The sequence below is a fragment of the Cryobacterium sp. Y82 genome, from assembly GCF_002929495.1.
GTDB classification, from domain to species: domain Bacteria; phylum Actinomycetota; class Actinomycetes; order Actinomycetales; family Microbacteriaceae; genus Cryobacterium; species Cryobacterium serini.
Genome location: NZ_PJJJ01000027.1, coordinates 40690 through 59452 on the forward strand (window position 1 = coordinate 40690; position 18763 = coordinate 59452).

Sequence of the window (18763 nt, forward strand, 5' to 3'; positions counted from 1 at the left end):
ACCCCCGCCCATGGCGGCATGCCGTTGGCAGCAAACCGTTCAGCGACGATTTCGTGCACGCGGCCCTTCTCGCTGAAAAGGAAATCGACTACATCGACGCCGCCGTCTCCGACGGAGTCTGGGGCCAGGAGAACGGTTTTGCGTGTTCGCTGCTGGTTCTCTCGGTTGTCATCGGGGTGTTCACGGGGTTCTACTTGACATCATCGAACCCGCAGCATCCGTCGTCGTCAACCTGGTCAGCCGTTAGTTGCCCGTGAACGTAGCACTGGACACTCTCGCCCTTTTGCCGGAAGGTTTCGTTCTCGGCGGGGCGATCGTCGCGCTCCTCGCCGGGTCGTTCCTCCCCCGGAACCGCCAAGTCGCGACCCGGTGGATCGCCATCTTGGCGCTGCTGGCGAGTGTGGTCGCGGCCACAGCCGGGATGACGCAGCCGTCGACGACGGTTTTCGAGGCGAGCTTCGCCGTGGACGTCGGCTCCGGTTTCGGTCGAATCATCATTGCCCTGGCAACGATCTCCGTCATCGTGCTTGGAATCGAGGAGCTCAGTGGTGCGCGTCGGGAAAGTGAGACATACGCCCTGCTGCTTCTCGCCGCCCTCGGCGCCATGCTCCTGTCCGGCGCGAGCGACCTCCTCATCCTCGTGACCGGGTACCTCCTCACCTCGATCCCGTTATATGCCCTCATCGGAATGAGTCGTTCCCCTAGTGCCGCCGTGGCCGCCGGGGTTGTCGGGGTGCTCGGCGGACTGATGTTCAAGGCTGGCGGCGTGCCGGGACACTTCTGGATTCCGGACGCGACACAAGCGTCCGGCACGGCTGTCGCAGCATTCCTCACCACCGTTCCGAAGATCGGTGCTCTCATTGCGGCCTACCGGCTGCTCGACATCATCCCGGCAAGCATCGACTGGCCACTGTTGGTCGGGCTTCTCGCCGCCGCAAGCATGACACTCGGAAACCTCGCCGCATTCTGGCAAGACGACGTTCGCCGACTGCTGAACACCCCCGACTATCGTGTTCATCGGCAAACTCACCACACTCGCCGCAGCCTGGGACGGAGGCCTCGCCTGGCTCGCAGTCATCGCCGTAATCAACAGCGTGGCGAGCTTGTTCTACTACCTGCACTGGCTAGCACCAATGTTCTCACGCGCTCATGCGCCCCCGTTTTCTCCGTCGTCCAGGTCACCAGTCGCCGCCGCAACACGTGTTCAACGCCGCTGGGCAGCCCGCACAGCCGTCACAGGAGCAGTCTCCGTCCTCGTTCTCGACACCGTCGCTGGCGGCATCCGGTCAATCGCCAGCTCTCCCCTCGTGCACTGAATAAACCGTCCTCACACACCGACGTCAGAAATTGTTTCTTGCCAACAAACATTTTTCGGCCAAGGTCCCACCTTGCGTAAGCGAACGCGACGCACATCTCCGCACACTCAATAACACGACGCCATCATTTCCTGGGAACGCGGCATTGAACTTACGACGATTGTCGTGAGTCCGGTTGCTCGAAGAACCGAGTCGTGATCGAGCGTGGGGACAACTGCTTTGAATCCCTCAAGCCCCGCGCAGTGCTCCTCGATAAACTTCCGCGACGACGCCCTCACCGAAGGAACCCGTCGCGGCGGAGGGACAAAGCACGCCGCAGTCGCACCGCACTCCCGGCCACCGAGCAACGCGGATTTGTGGCATTACGAACAGGTGGCTTCGGGATCCGGGTGCCAACTTTTAGTCGCTCTCAGAAAACTACTGCTCGCGGCCGTCGTCGCGCGAGCGCGCATCCTCAAGCCCATGCGAAGGTGGCCCGCTCCGGGCAGCAGGGCGTGCTTGACCTATCCTCGAAAAGCCGATCTGGCGAACCGACTCAGCCGCAGGCGAATCAACGCCACTTTGAGGGTCACGAACTTATCGTAATGGCGACACGGAAGCGCCGTCGTGCAAAACAGCGTCGGCTTCCTCGTCGTCGATGGCTTCCGGATGCCACTTGAGATTGAGCAGGGCCAACCCCAGACCTCCCCATACGGCCAACAGAGCGATGATCATCATGACGACCGCGGAGGTACTCATGGGTTCTTCCTTTCCCCGGCTACGGATCCTGATGCGGCGGTTTCGGGTAGGCCAGTTTCGCCACCCCTGGTCTTATCCATGGCCGATTCATTCGCATCGAGTTCGGCATCCAGGATCGGTTCATGGATATTTTTCTCATAAGCGGCGGATCGATAGCTCCACGGAATCTTCGAAAGCAGGTAGGCGATCAGTACCAAGGCAATCACCATGCCCCAGCCGAAGACGCCGACAAACCAGGTTGGCAAACCGCCGTAGCCCTCGCTGATCCTGGTGGTGAGGGTGTCGATCAGGATGTAACCCAGGACCACCGGAGTGACACCGCCGATGAAAATCTGCCAACTCCGGCCCAGCTTAACCGAGGACGTTGCATTGATGTGCTCGCGCAGCCGAGGAAGTGCGCTGAACCCAGCAGACATGGCCACCACGGCCACCAGTGCGACGGCTACAATTCCGAAGCTATTGACAAAGGCATCGGTCACATCGAGCAGGTTCAGGCCCGTCGTCGTTGGAAACAGCAGGATCGAGATCAGGGCAATAGGGATGCCGACGACCAGCGCTGCCTTTACCCGCCGCCAGCCCAACTTGTCCTGAACGGCGGCAATGATGACTTCGACGATACTGATCAGCGATGTTAGACCGGCGAACACAAGCGAACCGAAGAACAGCACTCCCAACAGAACGCCCGCCGGCGCCTGCGCAATGATGGTCGGGAACGCAATGAATGCCAGACCGATACCGCTGACAGCGACTTCGTCCACACCAACCCCGCTCGATGCCGCCATGAATCCCAAGGCAGCGAAGACCCCGATGCCGGCCAGCAGCTCGAAGCCGGAATTGGCGAAGCCGACGACGAACCCAGAACCGGTCAGATCAGTTTTCCGCCGCAGGTAGGAGGAATACGTGATCATGATCCCGAAGGCCACCGACAGCGAGAAGAAGATCTGCCCATAGGCAGCCACCCAGATAGAACTGTCACCGAGCCGGGTCCAGTCCGGCGTGAAGAACGCGTCCAGTCCGGTCCAGGCCCCCTCAAGGAACAGCGCTTGGACGACCAGAATGAGGAACATGATCAACAGCAACGGCATAAACACGATGGAGGCACGGGCAATCCCCTTGTGCACGCCCAAAGCCAGGATGGCGATAACCACGCCCCACACGAGAATCAGCGGAATAAGCACGGAGGGCACGAAGTCGAAACCCAGATTCACCTGATCGCTGACCTGAAGGAACTCGCCGGTAAAGAAACCCGCGGCGTCCTCGCCCCAAGCTGTGGTGAAAGAGAATATGAAGTACATGCCGGCCCAGGCAATGATCACCGCGTAGTACACAGCAATGACGAAACAGATTCCTACTTGCCACCAGCCAATGGCTTCGGCTTTGGGATGCAGTCTCCGCATTGCCAGCGGAGGCGATCCACGGAATCGGTGCCCGATGGCATAATCGAGGAAAAGTAGCGGTATTCCGGCAGTGAGTAAGGCGACCAGGTACGGGATAATAAACGCCCCGCCGCCGTTTTCGTAGGCAACGTAGGGGAAGCGCCAGATGTTGCCCAGTCCCACGGCGGACCCGATAGCGGCAAGAATGAACACTCTCCGCCCGGACCACATTTCACGTTGCGGCCGCGCGCTCACAATCGAGGGCGGTTGTTGTGTCTTTCCCGATGAACTCACAATTATAATCCTCGCAGCAGATGCTCTTGGTGGGTAACCGTCTTCACGGTATCCCCGCCCCAGAAATCATGTCAAGACGCTCGGCCAGATTGATTCGTAGAATCATTCGAAAGAGAACCTCATATAGGTTGACTATCTTACGGGTTGGATCACTGAAACGGTGATCGTGAATTCCGGCAATGCGTCCAGGGTTTCGCTATCAGGTCCATCGCGCACGCATCGAGAGTGGTTCCCACTAGGGGAAGAATCCGGTCGTCCTTCACCCGAAATGTGCCGGTGTGCGCCCGGCCCACACCAGCGGATTCGTCCGCCGCCCAACCAGGCTGCGCCACCCTCGATAACATCTTCACCAGCCCCTCCGGTGACGAGGCTGCCCCAAAAGGCTCGAACTGTTGACTCCGGTTAGGATCGCAAGGCGCCGCCGGGTAGTCGTCGAGTGGGTGGTAACTCTGCGGCCCGTGATCGATGACCTCGTGCCCACCGGCGCGCTGGGGTGAGGTGTCATCCCTGTAGCCGGCCCGGTCACATCAGTAGACGATTCCGAACACCCAGACCGCGAGGGTCATGGTCACCAGGGTGGTAAGCACGAGGGCGACCAGGTTCAACCAGACGCCAGCCTTGAGCATGTGCGCGATCTCGATGTAGCCCGAGGAGAACGCGATGGCGTTGGGCGGCGTGGCCACCGGCAACATGAACGCGCACGTGGCGGCGATCGCCACCGGGATCACGAGCAGCATCGGGTCCAGTTCCAGGCCGATGGCGATGCCGCCGATCAGCGGCAGGAACGCCGCCGCAGTGGCGGTGTTGCTGGTCAATTCCGTCAGCAGCAGCACGATACCGGCGATGGCGGCGATGATCACTACGACCGGCAACACACCGAGACCGACGACCTGCTCGCCGACCCAGATGCTCAGACCGGTGGCGCTGAACTGCGAGGACAGGGCGAGGCCGCCTCCAAAGAGAATGAGGATGTCCCACGGCAGCGCCTTCGCGCTGCCCCAGGTCAGCAGCGGCACACCGGTGCGAAAACTCACCGGTGTTACGAAGAGCACTAGGGCGACGGCCATCGCGATGACCGCGTCGGCGATGTTGGATTCAGGCCAGAGCAGCGGCACCGAGATCCAGGCGGCAGCGGCGAGCACGAACACGGTGAGCACGAGCTTCTCACCGGTGCTGGGCTTGCCGAGCTTGCGGTGCTCGGCCTGGATCATTTCGCGGCCGCCGGGAATCTCGGTGATCTCGGGCTTGAAGAAAACGAAGGTGAGCAGGAACCAGGCGATGGCCATGAAGACGATGGCCATGGGAACGCCCACGAGCATCCACTCGCCGAAGCCGATGTTGATGCCGTGGGTTTCGGCGAGGTAGCCGACCATAAGGGCGTTCGGCGGGGTGCCGATGATGGTGCCGAGCGACCCGATCGACGCGGAGTAGGCGATGCCGAGCATCAGGGCGATGCCGAAGTTCTTCGGGGCCTTGCCGTCGGTGCCGGACTTGGCCACGAGCACCAGCACCGAGATGCCGATGGGGAGCATCATGACTGCGGTGGCGGTGTTGGAGACCCACATGCTCAGGAAGCCGGTGGTGATCATGAAGCCACCGATGAGCTGCCGCGGCTTCGTGCCGATCAGCAGCACGGTGAGCAGCGCGATGCGGCGGTGCAGGTTCCAGCGCTGCAGCGCCAGGGCGAGCAGGAATCCGCCCATGAACAGGAAGATGATCGGGTTCGCATAGGGTGGCGCGACCGTTTCGATGGTGGCAACGTTCAGCGCGGGGAAGGCCACGAGGGGTACCAGCGCTGTTCCGGCCAGCGGCAGGGCCTCGGTCATCCACCAGACTGCCATCAGTGTGGCGACTCCGGCGGTGAAACGGGCATTCTGGTCGAGATCCGCGGGAAGGATCGAGTAGATCACCCCGCCTAACACGAGGCCGACCACGAGGCCGATGCGCTTGCGGGTGATGACGGTGCGGGGTTCCGCGCTTTCGCGCAGGCCCGGGGCGGTGTCGTCGTGGTGCTCGGCGAGGACGGACGGTAGGGCGGGTGCAGCGGGATCGCGCGGATTCTGGGCAGACGTCATCGTCTCTCTCCTCAGTTCTGATTCGGGTTTAGCCGGGGATCAGGCGGGTCGTGGTGTTAGGCAGTGCGGGGACGAAGGCGAGAATTTCGCGCAGGATCTCGTCGGGGACTTCCTCGGGCAGGTAGTGCCCCGAGTCAACCGGATGCCCGGTGACCGCCGAGGCCAGGGCTCCCCAGAGTGTGAGCGGGTCGAAGAGTGTCTCGATCACGCCGTGACGGCCCCAGAGCAGGTGGATCGGGGTCTCGATCACGAGGCCGGCCGCACGGTCGGCTCGGTCATGGTGCAGGTCGATCGTCGCCGAGGCGCGATAGTCCTCGCACATCGAGTGCACGGCACCGGGCCGACTGAGTGCCTCAACGTAGGCGTCGAGAATCTCGGTTGGGAACGGGGCCAGGCCGGCGTGGCGGCCACCGATAACGTTTTCCACGTAGCCGCGCGGGTTTGCTTCGATGAGCGCTTCGGGCAGCGGATACGGCTGAATCAGCAGGAACCAGTGAAAGTACGCCTCGGCGAATGCCCGGGTACTGCCGTCGTACATGTCGACGGTGGGGGCGATGTCCAACAGCAGGGCGCGCGTCACCGCGCCGGGGTGATCGACGAGCAGCCGGTGCGCCACCCGGGCTCCGCGGTCGTGCGCGGCAACAGCGAACGTCGTGAAGCCGCGTTCTGCACCGAAATGTTCCATTAGACGCACCTGGTCCAGGGCCATGGCGCGTTTGCTGTGGCCGGCGTGCGTCGTGTCACTGCCGGCGGCGAACACTGCGGCATGGGAGTCGCCATAGCCGCGTAGGTCGGGAATGATCACGGTGTAGTGCTCGGCCAGACGGTCGGCGATATGCCGCCAGATTAGGTGTGTTTCTGGATGCCCGTGCAACAGCAGCAGGGCCGGCCGGGCGGCGCCCGTGGTGCGGCGTGACACGCGTCCACTGATCTGTACGCCGGCCAGGCTGATCCGAAACATGTCGAAGAGCGCGAAAGCGGGCTCGGTGGCACGTGTTTGGGTGTCTATGGCACGAACTCGGGACATTTTTTAAATGTACAACAGTCCCCGACCGGATTCGAATTTGATTTTCGCGCATCGCCTGTGGTTGAGGATTGCTCCGGTCAGACGGTGTTCAATGTCTTCCCGGACCCGGTCGAAAAGTCGGTGCAGGGTGTCTACAAGGTCATCTCCGGCTACTTCAGCTACCCCACCATGATCGGTCTGGGCATGCTTTACGTGCCGCTAGACAGCGTCATGGGTGTCCTCTCGGTGGGCTACGTCACGGTCTGCGTCTCAGTGGTGGTCGCAATGGCGGCGACTGGGTTCTTCGTGGGAAGGCGAATTGGGATGTATCCGATCGACGCGTCCCTTGTGACTGTTTGGCACAGCGGACTCGGTGGCACCGGGGACGTCGCGATGCTTTCGGCCTTCAACCGCATGGTCTTGATGCCATTCGCGCAAAACTCAACTCGCCTCGGCAGAGTGACGGCTGCCGGCTCCGCGGCACGCCTCGCCCACCCCATAGCCTGACCGAGCGACCACGAAGGCTTCGGACGTCGGCAAGGTTAGGTCTTGTCGACGTTCGCCGCGTCCAGGCGCTCTGTCAGGCCGGTGCGAAGATCCTCCAGCAGGAGCGCTATGCGCTGGGGCTGGTGGGCGGCTGCCGAGTACACTGCGTGGATATCCGCCGGCGGGCGAGGAAAGTCTGCCAATACCTGCACGAGTTCCCCAGATGCGAGCATCGGGGTGACGTGCCAGCTGGAGCGCAGAATGAGCCCGTGGCCGGTTCGGCACCAGTTGACCACCACGTCTCCGTCATTGCTGCCCAGACTGCCGGTGACGCGGACGGTACGCTGATCATCGCCGAGCCCGAAACGCCAGAGGGCGTAGTCGTTGTCGTTCTCCTTCAAGATGAGGCAGTTGTGTTGCGCTAAATCCTCCGGGGTCTGCGGCACGCCGTGGCGCGCGAGATATCCCGGAGAGGCGCAGACGATGCGCGTGTTGGTGTACAGCCGACGCATCTTCAGCCGCGAATCTGGCGATTGCCCAACTCGGACCGCAACGTCGATGCCTGTTCCCATGATATTGAACGGCCTGTCCGAAATGGTGAGCTCGGTCTGCACGCCCGGATTCCTCCTGGCGAACTCGCCCAATAGAGGGGCGATGTGCGCACGACCAAGTCCCATAGTGGAGTGAACAACGATACGGCCGTGGATCTCGGAGTGGTCAGTAGACATCGAATCTTCGAGGTCAGCGCGCTGTTCCATGAGCTTCGTCGCCCCCTCCGCATATCGCCCTCCCGCCTCCGTGAGCGAAAGCCGACGGGTGCTGCGCTGCGCCAACTGCGTGCCGAGCCGCGCCTCCAACCTCGTGAGCCGTTTACTCACCGCCGAGAGTGAGACGCCCCACTCACGTGCTGCCGCGGTGAGACTCGGCGAGCGGGCGATCGTGACAAAGAACTCCAGGTCGTCGATTGCGGAAACTTCAGGCATTGCTTCAGCATATTGCGCCAGCGGAAAGAATGGCTTGCGTTCCAGCCGCTTTTTCCGCTGCTTCTTGCGCCGTATTGTCGTATTCAGAGGACGTCGCACTGGTCGTTCCGACAAGTCCGGGTTCATCTCGGGAAGAGCAACGGAGGCCGTCCCATGACACGTACTCACCGCATCGCCGTCATCCCCGGCGACGGCATCGGAGTAGAAACGGTTCCTGAGGGAATCAAGGCCCTCGACGCTGTGGCCGCCAACCACGACTTCGAATTGGAATACACCGAGTACGACTTCGCATCGGCGAACTACTGGCTCAAGCACGGCAAGATGCTCCCGGACAATTGGTTCGATGAGCTCAAAGGTTACGACGCGATCTTCTTTGGGGCCGTCGGCGCGCCCGATGTCGTCCCCGACCACGTCTCCCTTTGGGGCAGCTTGCTCAAGTTTCGCCGCGGTTTCGACCAGTACGCGAACGTGCGGCCTGTGCGGCTACTGCCTGGGATCAAGAGTCCTCTCGCCGGCCGTCTTCCCGGTGACATCGACTTCTACGTCGTGCGCGAGAACACCGAAGGCGAGTACTCCTCCGTCGGCGGCATAATGTTCCCTGAAACCGACCGTGAGATCGTCATGCAGGAAACCGTGATGACCCGCACCGGCGTCGACCGCATCCTGAAGTACGCGTTCGAACTGGCCGAGAGCCGCGAGCGCAAGCACCTCACTTCCGCCACGAAGAGCAATGGAATCTCGATCTCGATGCCCTACTGGGACGAGAGGGTCAAGGAGATGTCCGCGAAGTATCCGGACATCTCCGTAGACAAGTTCCACATCGACATCCTCACGGCGAATTTCGTGCTTCACCCCGACTGGTTCGACGTTGTCGTCGCCTCCAACCTCTTTGGCGATATTCTGTCCGATCTGGGCCCTGCCTGCACCGGCACCATCGGTGTTGCGCCCTCCGGCAACATCAATCCCGAGCGCATCTACCCCAGCCTGTTTGAGCCCGTACACGGCTCAGCTCCAGACATCGTCGGAAAAGGCATCGCCAACCCAGTCGGGCAGATCTGGTCCGCCTCGATGATGCTCAACCACCTCGGCGAGCACGCGGCCGGCGCTGCGATTCTCGAAGGCATTGAGAGAGTACTTACTCGCGGTGGAGACGCGCTCACCCCCGACCTCGGTGGCTCCGGAACTACAATCTCTCTCGGCGCCGAGATTGCAACCGAGATCTCGGTCGCAACGCGGCTCGTCGAAGCACGATGACAGGGCGCACATAGGCTCCCCCACGGATCGTCCTCGCGTCAGACAAGTTCAAGGGCTCCCTCGACGTCGCAGGGGTCTATTTGAGCCCGTCAAGTTATTGAGACAATCTGATGTGTTTTTCTTCTACGTCGTAGCTTTTTGGTAGCGGTCGCGGTGAGCGGCCAGCGTAGCCGCGGGTTGTAGCCCTCCGTTGTGGGAATGAGGTCGATGCCGGTTGTACCAAGATTCGATGTATTCCATCACTGCGGTTCTAGCGGCGAGGTGGTTGGCGAAGTGGTGCTGGTAGTGCACCTCGGTCTTCATGTGGGAGAAAAAACTCTCGGCAACAGCATTGATGCCCCTATAGTCGTCAACTGGCGATTTGAGCAGGTTTTTGGGCCGGGTTGACGAGGTGATAAACCTCGCGGATGACGTAGCGCTTGAGGCATCGGATAATATCTCGTTTGGATTTTCCTTCGGCAGTGCGGCGGGCGACGTAGTCGATGGTGGGCTGATGGAATCGCATTCTGACTATCACGGCACGATAGATCGCGGCGTTCAGTTGCCGGTGGCCGCCGTGGTTGATTCGGTGTCTGCCACTGGTCATTCCATACGAGGCCGGTATCGGGCTGATGCCGGCGAGCTTGGCAAGGGCGGCTTCGGATCTTACGCGTTCGGGGTTGTCACCGACGACGATGAGGATCTCGGCTGCGATGTCGACGCCAATGCCGAAGGGTTCGAGGAGCTGGGGTGCGGTGCGCATGACGAGGTCCTCGATCATGGTGTGTAGTTCTTTGGTCTCGGCGTCGAGATACTGAATCCGTCGCGATGGTCATTGACGCGAGGATCCCGCCAATACTGTCCATCACCGCAGCGACGTGCACATATTTGTGAGTGTCGACGCCGACTACGACGTGGCCCGATCGGGTGAATTGAAGAGGTGTGCTGCCGTCGGCTATCGCCACACTCGTGGAACGCACCACCGGGTTCCTCATGCTTGTGCATCTCGGCGGCAGGCACGATGCCGTCACCGTGCGCGAACGCATTGGCACGGCGATGGATGGCCACTCTTCCGGCGCACCTCCGCAAATCGCTGACTTGGGACCAAGGAGCAGAGATGGCCGAGTATTTTCAGTTCATGGAGGACACGACGATCCCCGTCTACTTCTGCGATCCACATTCGCCGTGGCAACGAGGCTCGAACGAGAACACAAACGGGCTCATTCGCCAGTACTTCCCCAAGGGCACCAACCGGAACCACCACAGCCCCGAACGCCTGGCTGAAGTCGCCGCCAAGATCAACGCTCGACCCCGCGAATCACGCAATTGGGAACCATCCCAAACGCACTTCGATAGGCTCAAGAAAACAGCCCACATTTGATCGAGTGTTGCGACGTTCGCTAGAAAACGCCGTCTTGATCTAGGTCACGGTGGTGGATAGGCGGATCGCGGCCCGGGTGGTTGCGGGCAAGCAGTTCACTGCGTCGAACCCCCAGTTGCATGCGTTCATGCCCCGATCAAACATCGTGGACGGTATCATGCCAGAAAATAGTTGCGCATCGCATCGGACTTTGCGGTGGTGCTTCGGCTCACAGCATCCACGATGATGGTCTTGTGAGCAATGGTGGAGAGACAGCCTTCGAGTTCGTGATGATCCCGGATTCCCTGGACGCGCGGTTGTTCGTGGAACTTTCCAGCTATGGGGTCGACCTCAGTGAGGCGCGTCATGCCCTCGAGCTTGCGAGCGAGGGCGGCGAGGACTCCCCACTTCGAGATGCGGCGGCGTATCTGATCGGCTTCGCGGCTCTCGCCTACTGCCGCACTTTCTTTTCTCACCGCAGGCGCGCACTCCGCAACCGTCGGAGGGTGCGCGTCGCCGCCAGAACGAGATCGGAGTTGAGCCGGCGGCGCACATCGGCCACGGCCACATTCCAGAGGCCATCGTTGTAGGTAGGGTATGCGTGCGTGGTTCCGGCGATATTGCTCGTGGTGAGCCGGTTCTTGACCGCCAGGGAGATCTCGCCGAGAGTTTCTCCGGCTCGGGGACCCACCACGGTGCCGCCGAGCACTCGGCCGCGTTTGTCCACGACCAGCTGCGTGTAGCCATCCGTTTTCGACTCCGTCACAGCCCGGTCGACGTGCTCGTGGTCGCAGGTGACGATGCGGTGGCCTCCGGTCACATCTTTGGTTTGCAGGCCGACGGCGCCTACCTCCGGGTGGGTGAACGTGACCCGGGGGACCACCGCGCTGTCGAACTTGCGGGTCAGGCCGAGGATTGCGTTGGTCGCGGCCACGCTGGCATTTACTCCGGCGGTGTGGGTGAACTGGGGCAACCCGGTCACGTCCCCTGCAGCCCAGATGCGAGGGTTGGAGGTGCGCAGCCGGGAATTGACAACGACGTTGCCATGAGAGTCGAGTCGCACTCCCACAAGCTGCAGATCGAGACCGGCGGTGTTCGGACGGCGGCCCAGTGCGGCAAGCACCCGGTCGAAAGACAGGGTGCTTTCGTCGCTGAGGGTGAACGTGCCTGAGCGGCGATCGGTCGAGGAGACCTTGGTCACGCTGGAGTTCGTGCGCACGTCCACGCCGTCCGCAATGAGCGCGGCGTGGATGATGGCGCTGGCCCGTTCGTCCTCCTTGTGCAAGATACGTGGCCCGCTTTCTACGAGCATCACGGCCGATCCGAGACGAGCCATCGCCTGGGCGATCTCACAACCGATCGCCCCGCCGCCAAGCACGACGAGCCGCTCGGGAAAAGTACGCAGGTCCCAGAACGTTTCGCTAGTCAGTAGATCGACCGAGTCGATCCTGGGGATAGCCGGCAATCCCGGCGAGGCGCCGGTGGCGATCAGGGCCTGCCGAAACCGCAGCTCGCGGCCGTCGACGTCGACGGTGTCGGGGCCGGTGAAACGTGCCCGGCCCCGCACCACCTCGACGTTGTCCCCCACGAGCGCCTCCTCGGAATCAACCGGAGCAATTTCGTACGTGGCGGCCTGCACGTGCTCCATCACCCGAGCGAAATCCACGACAACATCGTTCACCCTCACCCCGAGGCCCGCCGACGAACCGGCCGTCGTGGCGGCATCCGCTGCGGCGATTAGAGACTTCGAGGGCACGCAGCCGGTCCACAGGCAGTCCCCACCGAGGCGGTTGTCTTCGATTAAAACAGTCCTCGCCCCGAACCCGGCTGCGGTGCGGCTGGCCACGAGACCCGCCGTTCCTCCACCGATGACGACGAGGTCCCATACGTGCGTTTCAATCATGTCTGCGAGCGTAGACGGTCTGCGCTGCCTTCAGCGACAGCGAGGCTGGTTAGGCTGATGGGAACGAAAGGCCGGTCGAGCACTCATGGTAAATGTCTACGAGGCTGCGGGCCGCTTCTACGATGCGCTGTCCGGAGAACGTGTCGTTTACCGAGCCGGCCGACAAGCGGGTGTGGCGCTGCTGAATCTGCGTGCCGGCGACACAGTCCTGGACCTCGGCTGCGGCACCGGCCTGAACCTTGCCCTACTCGTCGACGCCGTCGGGCCGTCGGGCACCGTGGTCGGGCTGGACCGCAGCCCGAAAATGCTCGAGATGGCCCACCGCCGAGTGGAAGCCAACGGGTGGACATGCGTGTGCCTGGTCAAAGCGGATGCGACCACGTTCGATCCGAATGAGATCGCGAAGGAACTCCCGGCACCGTCGGGCGGGCTCGTCGATGCCGTGTTCTCCAGCTATGCGATGAGTGTCTTCGACGACTGGCACCCGGCCTGGGATCGGATGCGGGCGCTGCTCAAGCCCGGCGGTCACGCCGGCATCGTGGACATGCAGCTGCCCGTCGGCCGCGCCCGGATGTTTTCTCCACTCGTGCGGCTGGCCGCCTCGGTTGGTGGGGCCGATCTCCACGCTCGCCCGTGGACCGTCATCGAGCGTGAAGGTGTGGATGTTCGCTCCGAGTCGCTGCGCGGCGGCCACATCCAGGTAGCGGCGGCCACGATCCCCTAGCCGACGACTTGGGTCTTGTGTGTCTCAAATCACAGACCTCCGAGGAGGCAAGATCAATCGTTCGAAGACACAAATCTGGGAGATTCATCCTCTGAAACCGAGCCTGAACCATTCGCGGCTGGTCCCACGCGATGAACAGACCGGCGACCTGATACGCCTGGTGCTGAGCGCCAGGCAGAACTTGGACTGAGCGCTCCGACTTCATCTGGACCCAGCAGCGCCAACACGATAGCGTCACGCTCCGAAGCTGAATGAATGGGCAAGTTGGCGTCAACGCCGTGGATAAAATCTACGTCGGGACGTCTGACGTAAACGAAGCGACCGCCGACTCGAAATTATCGAACAGTGCATGTCGTCGCGGTGCCTCTATGTTCATGACTTCCAAAGCAGCACCACGTGTTCCGATGTAACCGAGGACCTTTTTTTTGGTGACCTTACGTGGCACCGGCGATCACCGACACGCCAGTCATGGTCGGACAGACTGCGGACCTCAATATCTCCTCGTGCGCATGGTTCGTGGCTCTGATTCGACATTGAATCTCCCTCGTGATGAGCGGTTGCGGCTGGCCAAGCCTTGACCGGGTCCAATACTGTTGCCAGCAAACGCACCACATGCCGATTGCCGCCATTGCACCGGTGCTGCGCAAAGTTCCAACTAGCTTCACGCAGATGGTGTTGCCGGTGTTCTGCGCCTACTTCAGCCAAGATCTTGATCCTTTCAGGTTCACGCTAGATCGGTGTCTACGCGTTCCAGTTCTTCGGACACAGCATCTTGTGGCACCGCAATTTGGCAGTCTCGTCTAAGGCCATCCAGACAAGGGGCCATTTCCGGGCACACCACGAGCATACGTTCGCACCCGATGAAACGCCGAAGTGATTACCGCAAGCTCGCGCGGTCGGGGCACTTCGATAAACGAGAGCAGCCGCACGCAGACCAGCCGCGCGCTCATAACGCCCACCCGGCCGGTGGGGTAGAGAGCTCCACCAACCATCGCGGAAATCCAAATGATCTAAACCCATGAGAAGCACAATAAATGAACGCACTTTTTACCAAGTCCATACCCGTGTCATCAAATCGTTTGGGACATTTCCTAGTGCAGCCTTCACATCAGAATCGCACGTAAGTGAATGCAGACAATACTTAGTACCGGCCGGGGTAGTACGGGTAGGGCGGATAGACATACCCCATTCCCCAATACGGCAAGAACCCGTAATAACCATAAGTGTCATAAAAGAAAACGCTGTCCTCAACGAGATCGGGATCATAAGGCGGAGATCCGGCCACAGTGTCGGTCAATAGGTTCAAATGGACGTCTTTATCGTCAATATGGGTAATCGCGTCGACAGGAATGAATGACTTATCTTTGCCAATTCCCAGAAAACCGCCCGTGGCGACTTCAAAAAATCGCACTTTCTCTTCCTGCTCGTCGATCAGGAGAGCGTCCACCTTCCCGAGGTTATTGCCGTCCTTGTCGAGAACTCGGTGCCCCCGGATGTCGGAATCTGTCGCAGCGATGGTCATATTGGTGTCCTGCAGCCGGACGAGCTTGCTGCGCTCTGCAGATGTCATGATTCAAGTCCTTTCAGTCGGTTATGAGAGTGAGAATTGCAAGGCAGCTTCTAAACGCGTCAGGAGTCTTGTCCCCGTCGCATCACCATCGGCTTTTTGGTCATTGCGCCAATCGCAGTGGCTGATGATGACGTAGCTCTACCTTCCCGGTGGTGCTGGACAAGTCCCCCGCTGGAACACTCGTAGCGAGCAGCCTTCGCTAGTTCGGCTCTGCACTCTGCCGCGGCTGGACCAACATCTCTACACTCCCGCCAATGTTCCTTCTGGCGCACGGCGACTGCCCGCACGGTACGTCTCGACCGGTTCCAGACGTACGACGACCGCTTTCGAAGCCGGTGTGTTGCTCCCGTCGGCCGTGGAACCCAGAGGAACGAGCGGGTTCCCTTCGGGAAAGTAGGTAGCTGCGCACCCGCGTGACGTCGGGAACGCGACAACCCTGAAGTTGCGCACCACCCGGTCGACGTTGTCGGTGAACTCACTGTGCACGTCGACGATCTGGCCATCTTCGACACCGAGCATGGACAAATCGTCTGGATGGACGAAGATCACCTTGCGGCTCTTCTTGATGCCACGGTAGCGGTCATCCAGGCTGTAGATCGTCGTGTTGAACTGGTCGTGCGCGCGCATCGATTGCAGCAACAGGCGTCCAGTCGGGCACTCAATGTATTCGAGCTCGTTGACCGTGATCATGGCTTTGCCGGTTGGCGTGTTGAACGTCCGTGAATCACGCGGCCCGTGGGGAAGGATGAAACCGTTGTCCCGGTGGAGTCGCTCATTAAAGTTGTCGAAACCCTCGATAACGTGTTCGATGTGATCGCGGATCGTGTCATAGTTTTCCTCAAACCCGGCCCAGTCGATGGGCCCATCGTCGCCGAATACCTGGCGCGCGATCCGAGTGACGATTGACACTTCGGAGAGTAGCTTGTCCGAAATCGGCTTGATTTTGCCTCTGGTCGCATGGATCGCGCACACGGAGTCTTCGACAGAGAGCATCTGCGGGCCCCCTGCCTGGATGTCGATCTCGGTGCGCCCCATGGTTGGCAAGATCAGCGCTTCGTCGCCCACCGTGAGGTGGTTACGGTTCAGTTTCGTTGAGATCTGCACGTTGAGGCCCACAGAACGGAATCCTGCTTCGGCAGCTGCGGTATCTGATACCGCGGACACCAGGTTGCCACCCATCGCAATCCACACCTTGGTTTTCCCTGCGAGCATCGCTTCCACCGACTGAACGGTGTCGAAGCCGTTCTCGCGTGGAGGATCGAAGTGAAATTCTTTCTGCAGGGCATCCAAGAATGCCGGAGGCATTTGTTCCCAGATACCCATTGTGCGATCGCCTTGCACATTACTGTGACCACGGATCGGAGAGGCGCCTGCGCCGGGCTTACCGATGTTTCCCCGAAGTAACAGAAGGTTCATGATTTCTTTAATGATGGCAACAGCGTCTTTGTGCTGAGTGAGCCCCATCGCCCAGGTGATGATGACTTTGTCTGCCTTCATATACCGCGCAGCAAGCTCGTCGATCTCTTCCGTCGTAAGTCCGGTTGCTCGAAGAACCGAGTCGTGATCGAGCGTGGCGACATGTGCCTTGAACTCCTCAAGCCCCGCGCAGTGTTCCTCGATGAACGCGTGGTCGAGTACCGTTCCGGGGTGTGCGGCTTCGGCTTCGAAGACGCGTTTGGAGATTGCCTTCATCAACCACCCGTCGCCGCCGGCGCGGATCTGCAGGTACTGGTCGGCGAGACCTGTTCCGTGGCCGATGATACCTTTCACCTTCTGCGGGTTCTTGTAGCGGATCAAGCCAGCCTCGAGGAGCGGGTTGACCGCAACAATATCCGCGCCGGCCTCCTTCGCCTCCTCGAGGGCCGTGAGCATTCTGGGGTGGTTCGTACCAGGGTTTTGCCCCATTACGATGATCAGGTCCGCCTTAGCGAAGTCCTTATAAGCGACCGTGTTCTTTCCGATGCCAATGGACTCGCCCATGGCTAGCCCAGTGGACTCATGACACATATTGGAACAATCGGGGAGGTTGTTGGTGCCAAGTGACCGGGCAAGCAGCTGATAGATGAATGCGGTCTCGTTGGCGGTGCGACCACTGGTATAGAACGTCGCCTCGTTGGCAGAATCAAGGGCTTTCAGCCGGTCGCCAATAAGCGTGAACGCATCATCCCAGCTGATCGACTCGTAGTGGTCTTTGCCTTTCGGCTTGTAAACAGGCTCGATCAGTCTGCCTTGCATGCCCAGCCAGTACTCCGACTTCTCCAGCAAACTGCTTATGGAGTGTGCCGACCAGAAGGTCGTCGGAATAGCCACCGGCGTAGCCTCCCAGGTAACGGCTTTCGCCCCGTTCTCGCAGAACTCGAACGTCTTGCGGTGATCCGGATCCGCCCAAGCACAACTCATGCAGTCGAAACCGTCCTTCTGATTCATATCGGTTAGCAGCTTCAGACTGCGACCAATACCCATCTCTAAAAAAGCCGGCCCCATGGAATGGGTGACACCGGGCACTCCGGCAGCCCACGTCTTCGGATCCCCAACCACCATTTCAGTGGCATTTTCGTTGATATCCTCGATCGGGGCTTTCGCACTCATACCGCACCACTTTCTTGTAGTCTTGCCGGTATTTCGACGACGTGTTTATCGCCGGAATAGATCACCATCAAACTTTCCTGGGGAAGCCCTCCGATATCATTCGCACCTCGGACGCCAGTTCGGCAGCGAAAAAGAGTGGAGCCCGATCATTTTCGGCAATCAGGCCCTGGGACACGAGGAAATCGGCGGCCAAATCATAGTCGCCATCGAATGCGCGAATGGTCACCGCGAGAGAAATCCCCTCATCCCTAACCTTCAGTGGTTTCACGCGGGTAAAAACATCTTCTTGCATAACTATCAAATCATCCGCCTTAAAGCAGACAACTTTTCGTCGGGCCACGCTCCCACTCATATTTCAGTCCTATCAGCTAAATGAGAACCATGCAACCGTGCCCCCGGCAGTACACATCGGTACCTTGGCCACGTTGAAATCATCAGAACTCAACGGCGCACGCCATTTGGAAATAAAACACCGAACACTACGGCGTACACGGCCGTCCCGATCAAGTCGGGGCCAGGCACCATTACGCGATTAGAGGCGAGAACGGTACGTTGACGGACGGCTGACAGCCGTCCAAGGTGCGGCCTTATGTTCTTTCACGTGTACCGCGGTACCCACCGATCGTGGGCGCAGCGGATTGTTAGGCCGTTTGCGCTGGAAGGCTCTGGTGAGTGCTGACCGCCAGGCGGTTCCACACGTTGATCGCGGCAATGGCCATCAACAGCTGCACGATTTCCCTCTCCTCGAATGATGTCCTCACCTTCCCCCACAATGAGTCCGACACACCGCCGTTTCCGATGAGCGTCACAGCGTCAGTGAGTGCGATGGCTGCGCGTTCGCGCTCGGAATACACGTTCGGCGCCTCTTCCCAGCCAGCCAACACATCGAGGCGGCGCTGATCGATGCCCGCGGCGCGAGCTTCACGCCCGTGCATGTCCAGGCAGTGCGCACATCCGTTGATCTGCGAAGCACGAATTTTTATAAGCGCCAACAGAGGTTCACCCAGACTTCCCGCGTGGATGTACTTCTCAAGGGCGATCATCGGTTTATAAGCCTCGGGATCGACGTCCGAGACGGAGAGGCGTTGCTCAAATGACATTGTCGTTATC

Annotated in this window: 18 protein-coding genes and 1 pseudogene; 6 read left to right on the forward strand and 13 right to left on the reverse strand. The window is 60.5% G+C overall.

Features of this window, described 5'->3' with window-relative positions:
• Positions 1-53: 53 nt before the first annotated feature.
• Both CXY70_RS17515 and CXY70_RS04925 read left to right on the forward strand, forming a co-directional pair.
• Complete coding sequence (locus CXY70_RS17515) at positions 54-257, forward strand: hypothetical protein (RefSeq protein ID WP_146066061.1); 204 nt, start codon at positions 54-56, stop codon at positions 255-257.
• Positions 254-1396 (forward strand): proton-conducting transporter membrane subunit, encoded by a 1143-nt coding sequence (locus CXY70_RS04925; protein ID WP_233205746.1) that lies wholly within the window; start codon positions 254-256, stop codon positions 1394-1396. Before CXY70_RS17515 ends, CXY70_RS04925 begins: the two co-directional genes overlap by 4 nt.
• Before the next feature lie 496 nt (positions 1397-1892).
• On the opposite strand, the gene CXY70_RS04930 is transcribed toward CXY70_RS04925, so the two are convergent.
• The 4 genes from CXY70_RS04930 to CXY70_RS04945 form a co-directional block, all read right to left on the reverse strand.
• Positions 1893-2054: a methionine/alanine import family NSS transporter small subunit gene (locus CXY70_RS04930; RefSeq protein ID WP_104191276.1), complete on the reverse strand. Its 162-nt coding sequence runs from the start codon at positions 2052-2054 to the stop codon at positions 1893-1895.
• Positions 2051-3661, reverse strand: a complete 1611-nt coding sequence (locus CXY70_RS04935; protein WP_104191277.1) for a sodium-dependent transporter — start codon at positions 3659-3661, stop codon at positions 2051-2053. Before CXY70_RS04935 ends, CXY70_RS04930 begins: the two co-directional genes overlap by 4 nt.
• A 590-nt stretch (positions 3662-4251) precedes the next feature.
• Positions 4252-5799 (reverse strand): DASS family sodium-coupled anion symporter, encoded by a 1548-nt coding sequence (locus CXY70_RS04940; RefSeq protein ID WP_104191278.1) that lies wholly within the window; start codon positions 5797-5799, stop codon positions 4252-4254.
• A gap of 28 nt (positions 5800-5827) precedes the next feature.
• Positions 5828-6826, reverse strand: a complete 999-nt coding sequence (locus tag CXY70_RS04945) for an alpha/beta fold hydrolase (protein ID WP_199183368.1) — start codon at positions 6824-6826, stop codon at positions 5828-5830.
• 84 nt (positions 6827-6910) lie between these two features.
• On the opposite strand from CXY70_RS04945, the gene CXY70_RS18280 reads away from it, so the two are divergent.
• A complete protein-coding gene (locus CXY70_RS18280) occupies positions 6911-7312 on the forward strand; it encodes a 2-hydroxycarboxylate transporter family protein (protein WP_304481718.1) in 402 nt (133 codons plus the stop codon).
• A gap of 35 nt (positions 7313-7347) precedes the next feature.
• Here the strand turns inward: CXY70_RS18280 and CXY70_RS04955 are convergent, their stop codons facing one another.
• Positions 7348-8373 carry a LysR family transcriptional regulator gene (locus tag CXY70_RS04955; protein WP_233205747.1) on the reverse strand — a complete coding sequence of 342 codons (1026 nt, stop codon included), beginning with the start codon at positions 8371-8373 and terminating at the stop codon, positions 7348-7350.
• Positions 8374-8427: 54 nt separating this feature from the next.
• On the opposite strand from CXY70_RS04955, the gene CXY70_RS04960 reads away from it, so the two are divergent.
• Complete coding sequence (locus CXY70_RS04960) at positions 8428-9528, forward strand: tartrate dehydrogenase (protein WP_104191282.1); 1101 nt, start codon at positions 8428-8430, stop codon at positions 9526-9528.
• A gap of 123 nt (positions 9529-9651) precedes the next feature.
• Here the strand turns inward: CXY70_RS04960 and CXY70_RS18630 are convergent, their stop codons facing one another.
• Entirely contained in the window at positions 9652-9990 is a 339-nt protein-coding gene (locus CXY70_RS18630) for an integrase core domain-containing protein (protein WP_369851905.1), read from the reverse strand.
• Positions 9878-10288: a transposase gene (locus CXY70_RS04970; RefSeq protein ID WP_199183369.1), complete on the reverse strand. Its 411-nt coding sequence runs from the start codon at positions 10286-10288 to the stop codon at positions 9878-9880. Before CXY70_RS04970 ends, CXY70_RS18630 begins: the two co-directional genes overlap by 113 nt.
• A 170-nt stretch (positions 10289-10458) precedes the next feature.
• On the opposite strand from CXY70_RS04970, the pseudogene CXY70_RS04975 reads away from it, so the two are divergent.
• A pseudogene (locus CXY70_RS04975) lies at positions 10459-10888 on the forward strand (IS30 family transposase); the annotation flags it as partial.
• A 155-nt stretch (positions 10889-11043) separates the two neighbouring features.
• Here the strand turns inward: CXY70_RS04975 and CXY70_RS04980 are convergent.
• Positions 11044-11343, reverse strand: a complete 300-nt coding sequence (locus CXY70_RS04980) for a hypothetical protein (RefSeq protein ID WP_104191285.1) — start codon at positions 11341-11343, stop codon at positions 11044-11046.
• Positions 11340-12770, reverse strand: coding sequence for an NAD(P)/FAD-dependent oxidoreductase (locus CXY70_RS04985; RefSeq protein WP_104191286.1), 1431 nt, complete (start codon positions 12768-12770; stop codon positions 11340-11342). Before CXY70_RS04985 ends, CXY70_RS04980 begins: the two co-directional genes overlap by 4 nt.
• Positions 12771-12855: 85 nt before the next feature.
• Here CXY70_RS04985 and CXY70_RS04990 point away from each other — a divergent pair, with 85 nt between their 5' ends.
• The gene (locus tag CXY70_RS04990) at positions 12856-13494 is read left to right on the forward strand and encodes a class I SAM-dependent methyltransferase (protein WP_104191287.1); all 639 of its coding nucleotides are present in this window, start codon (positions 12856-12858) and stop codon (positions 13492-13494) included.
• 1141 nt (positions 13495-14635) lie between these two features.
• On the opposite strand, the gene CXY70_RS04995 is transcribed toward CXY70_RS04990, so the two are convergent.
• From CXY70_RS04995 to CXY70_RS05010, 4 genes are all read right to left on the reverse strand, one after another.
• Entirely contained in the window at positions 14636-15064 is a 429-nt protein-coding gene (locus tag CXY70_RS04995) for a PRC-barrel domain-containing protein (RefSeq protein ID WP_104191288.1), read from the reverse strand.
• Between the two features lie 240 nt (positions 15065-15304).
• Positions 15305-17653, reverse strand: a complete 2349-nt coding sequence (locus tag CXY70_RS05000; protein ID WP_104191289.1) for an FdhF/YdeP family oxidoreductase — start codon at positions 17651-17653, stop codon at positions 15305-15307.
• Between the two features lie 67 nt (positions 17654-17720).
• A complete protein-coding gene (locus CXY70_RS05005) occupies positions 17721-18005 on the reverse strand; it encodes a hypothetical protein (protein ID WP_104191290.1) in 285 nt (94 codons plus the stop codon).
• A 289-nt stretch (positions 18006-18294) separates the two neighbouring features.
• A complete protein-coding gene (locus CXY70_RS05010) occupies positions 18295-18753 on the reverse strand; it encodes a carboxymuconolactone decarboxylase family protein (RefSeq protein ID WP_104191291.1) in 459 nt (152 codons plus the stop codon).
• Positions 18754-18763 lie beyond the last annotated feature (10 nt).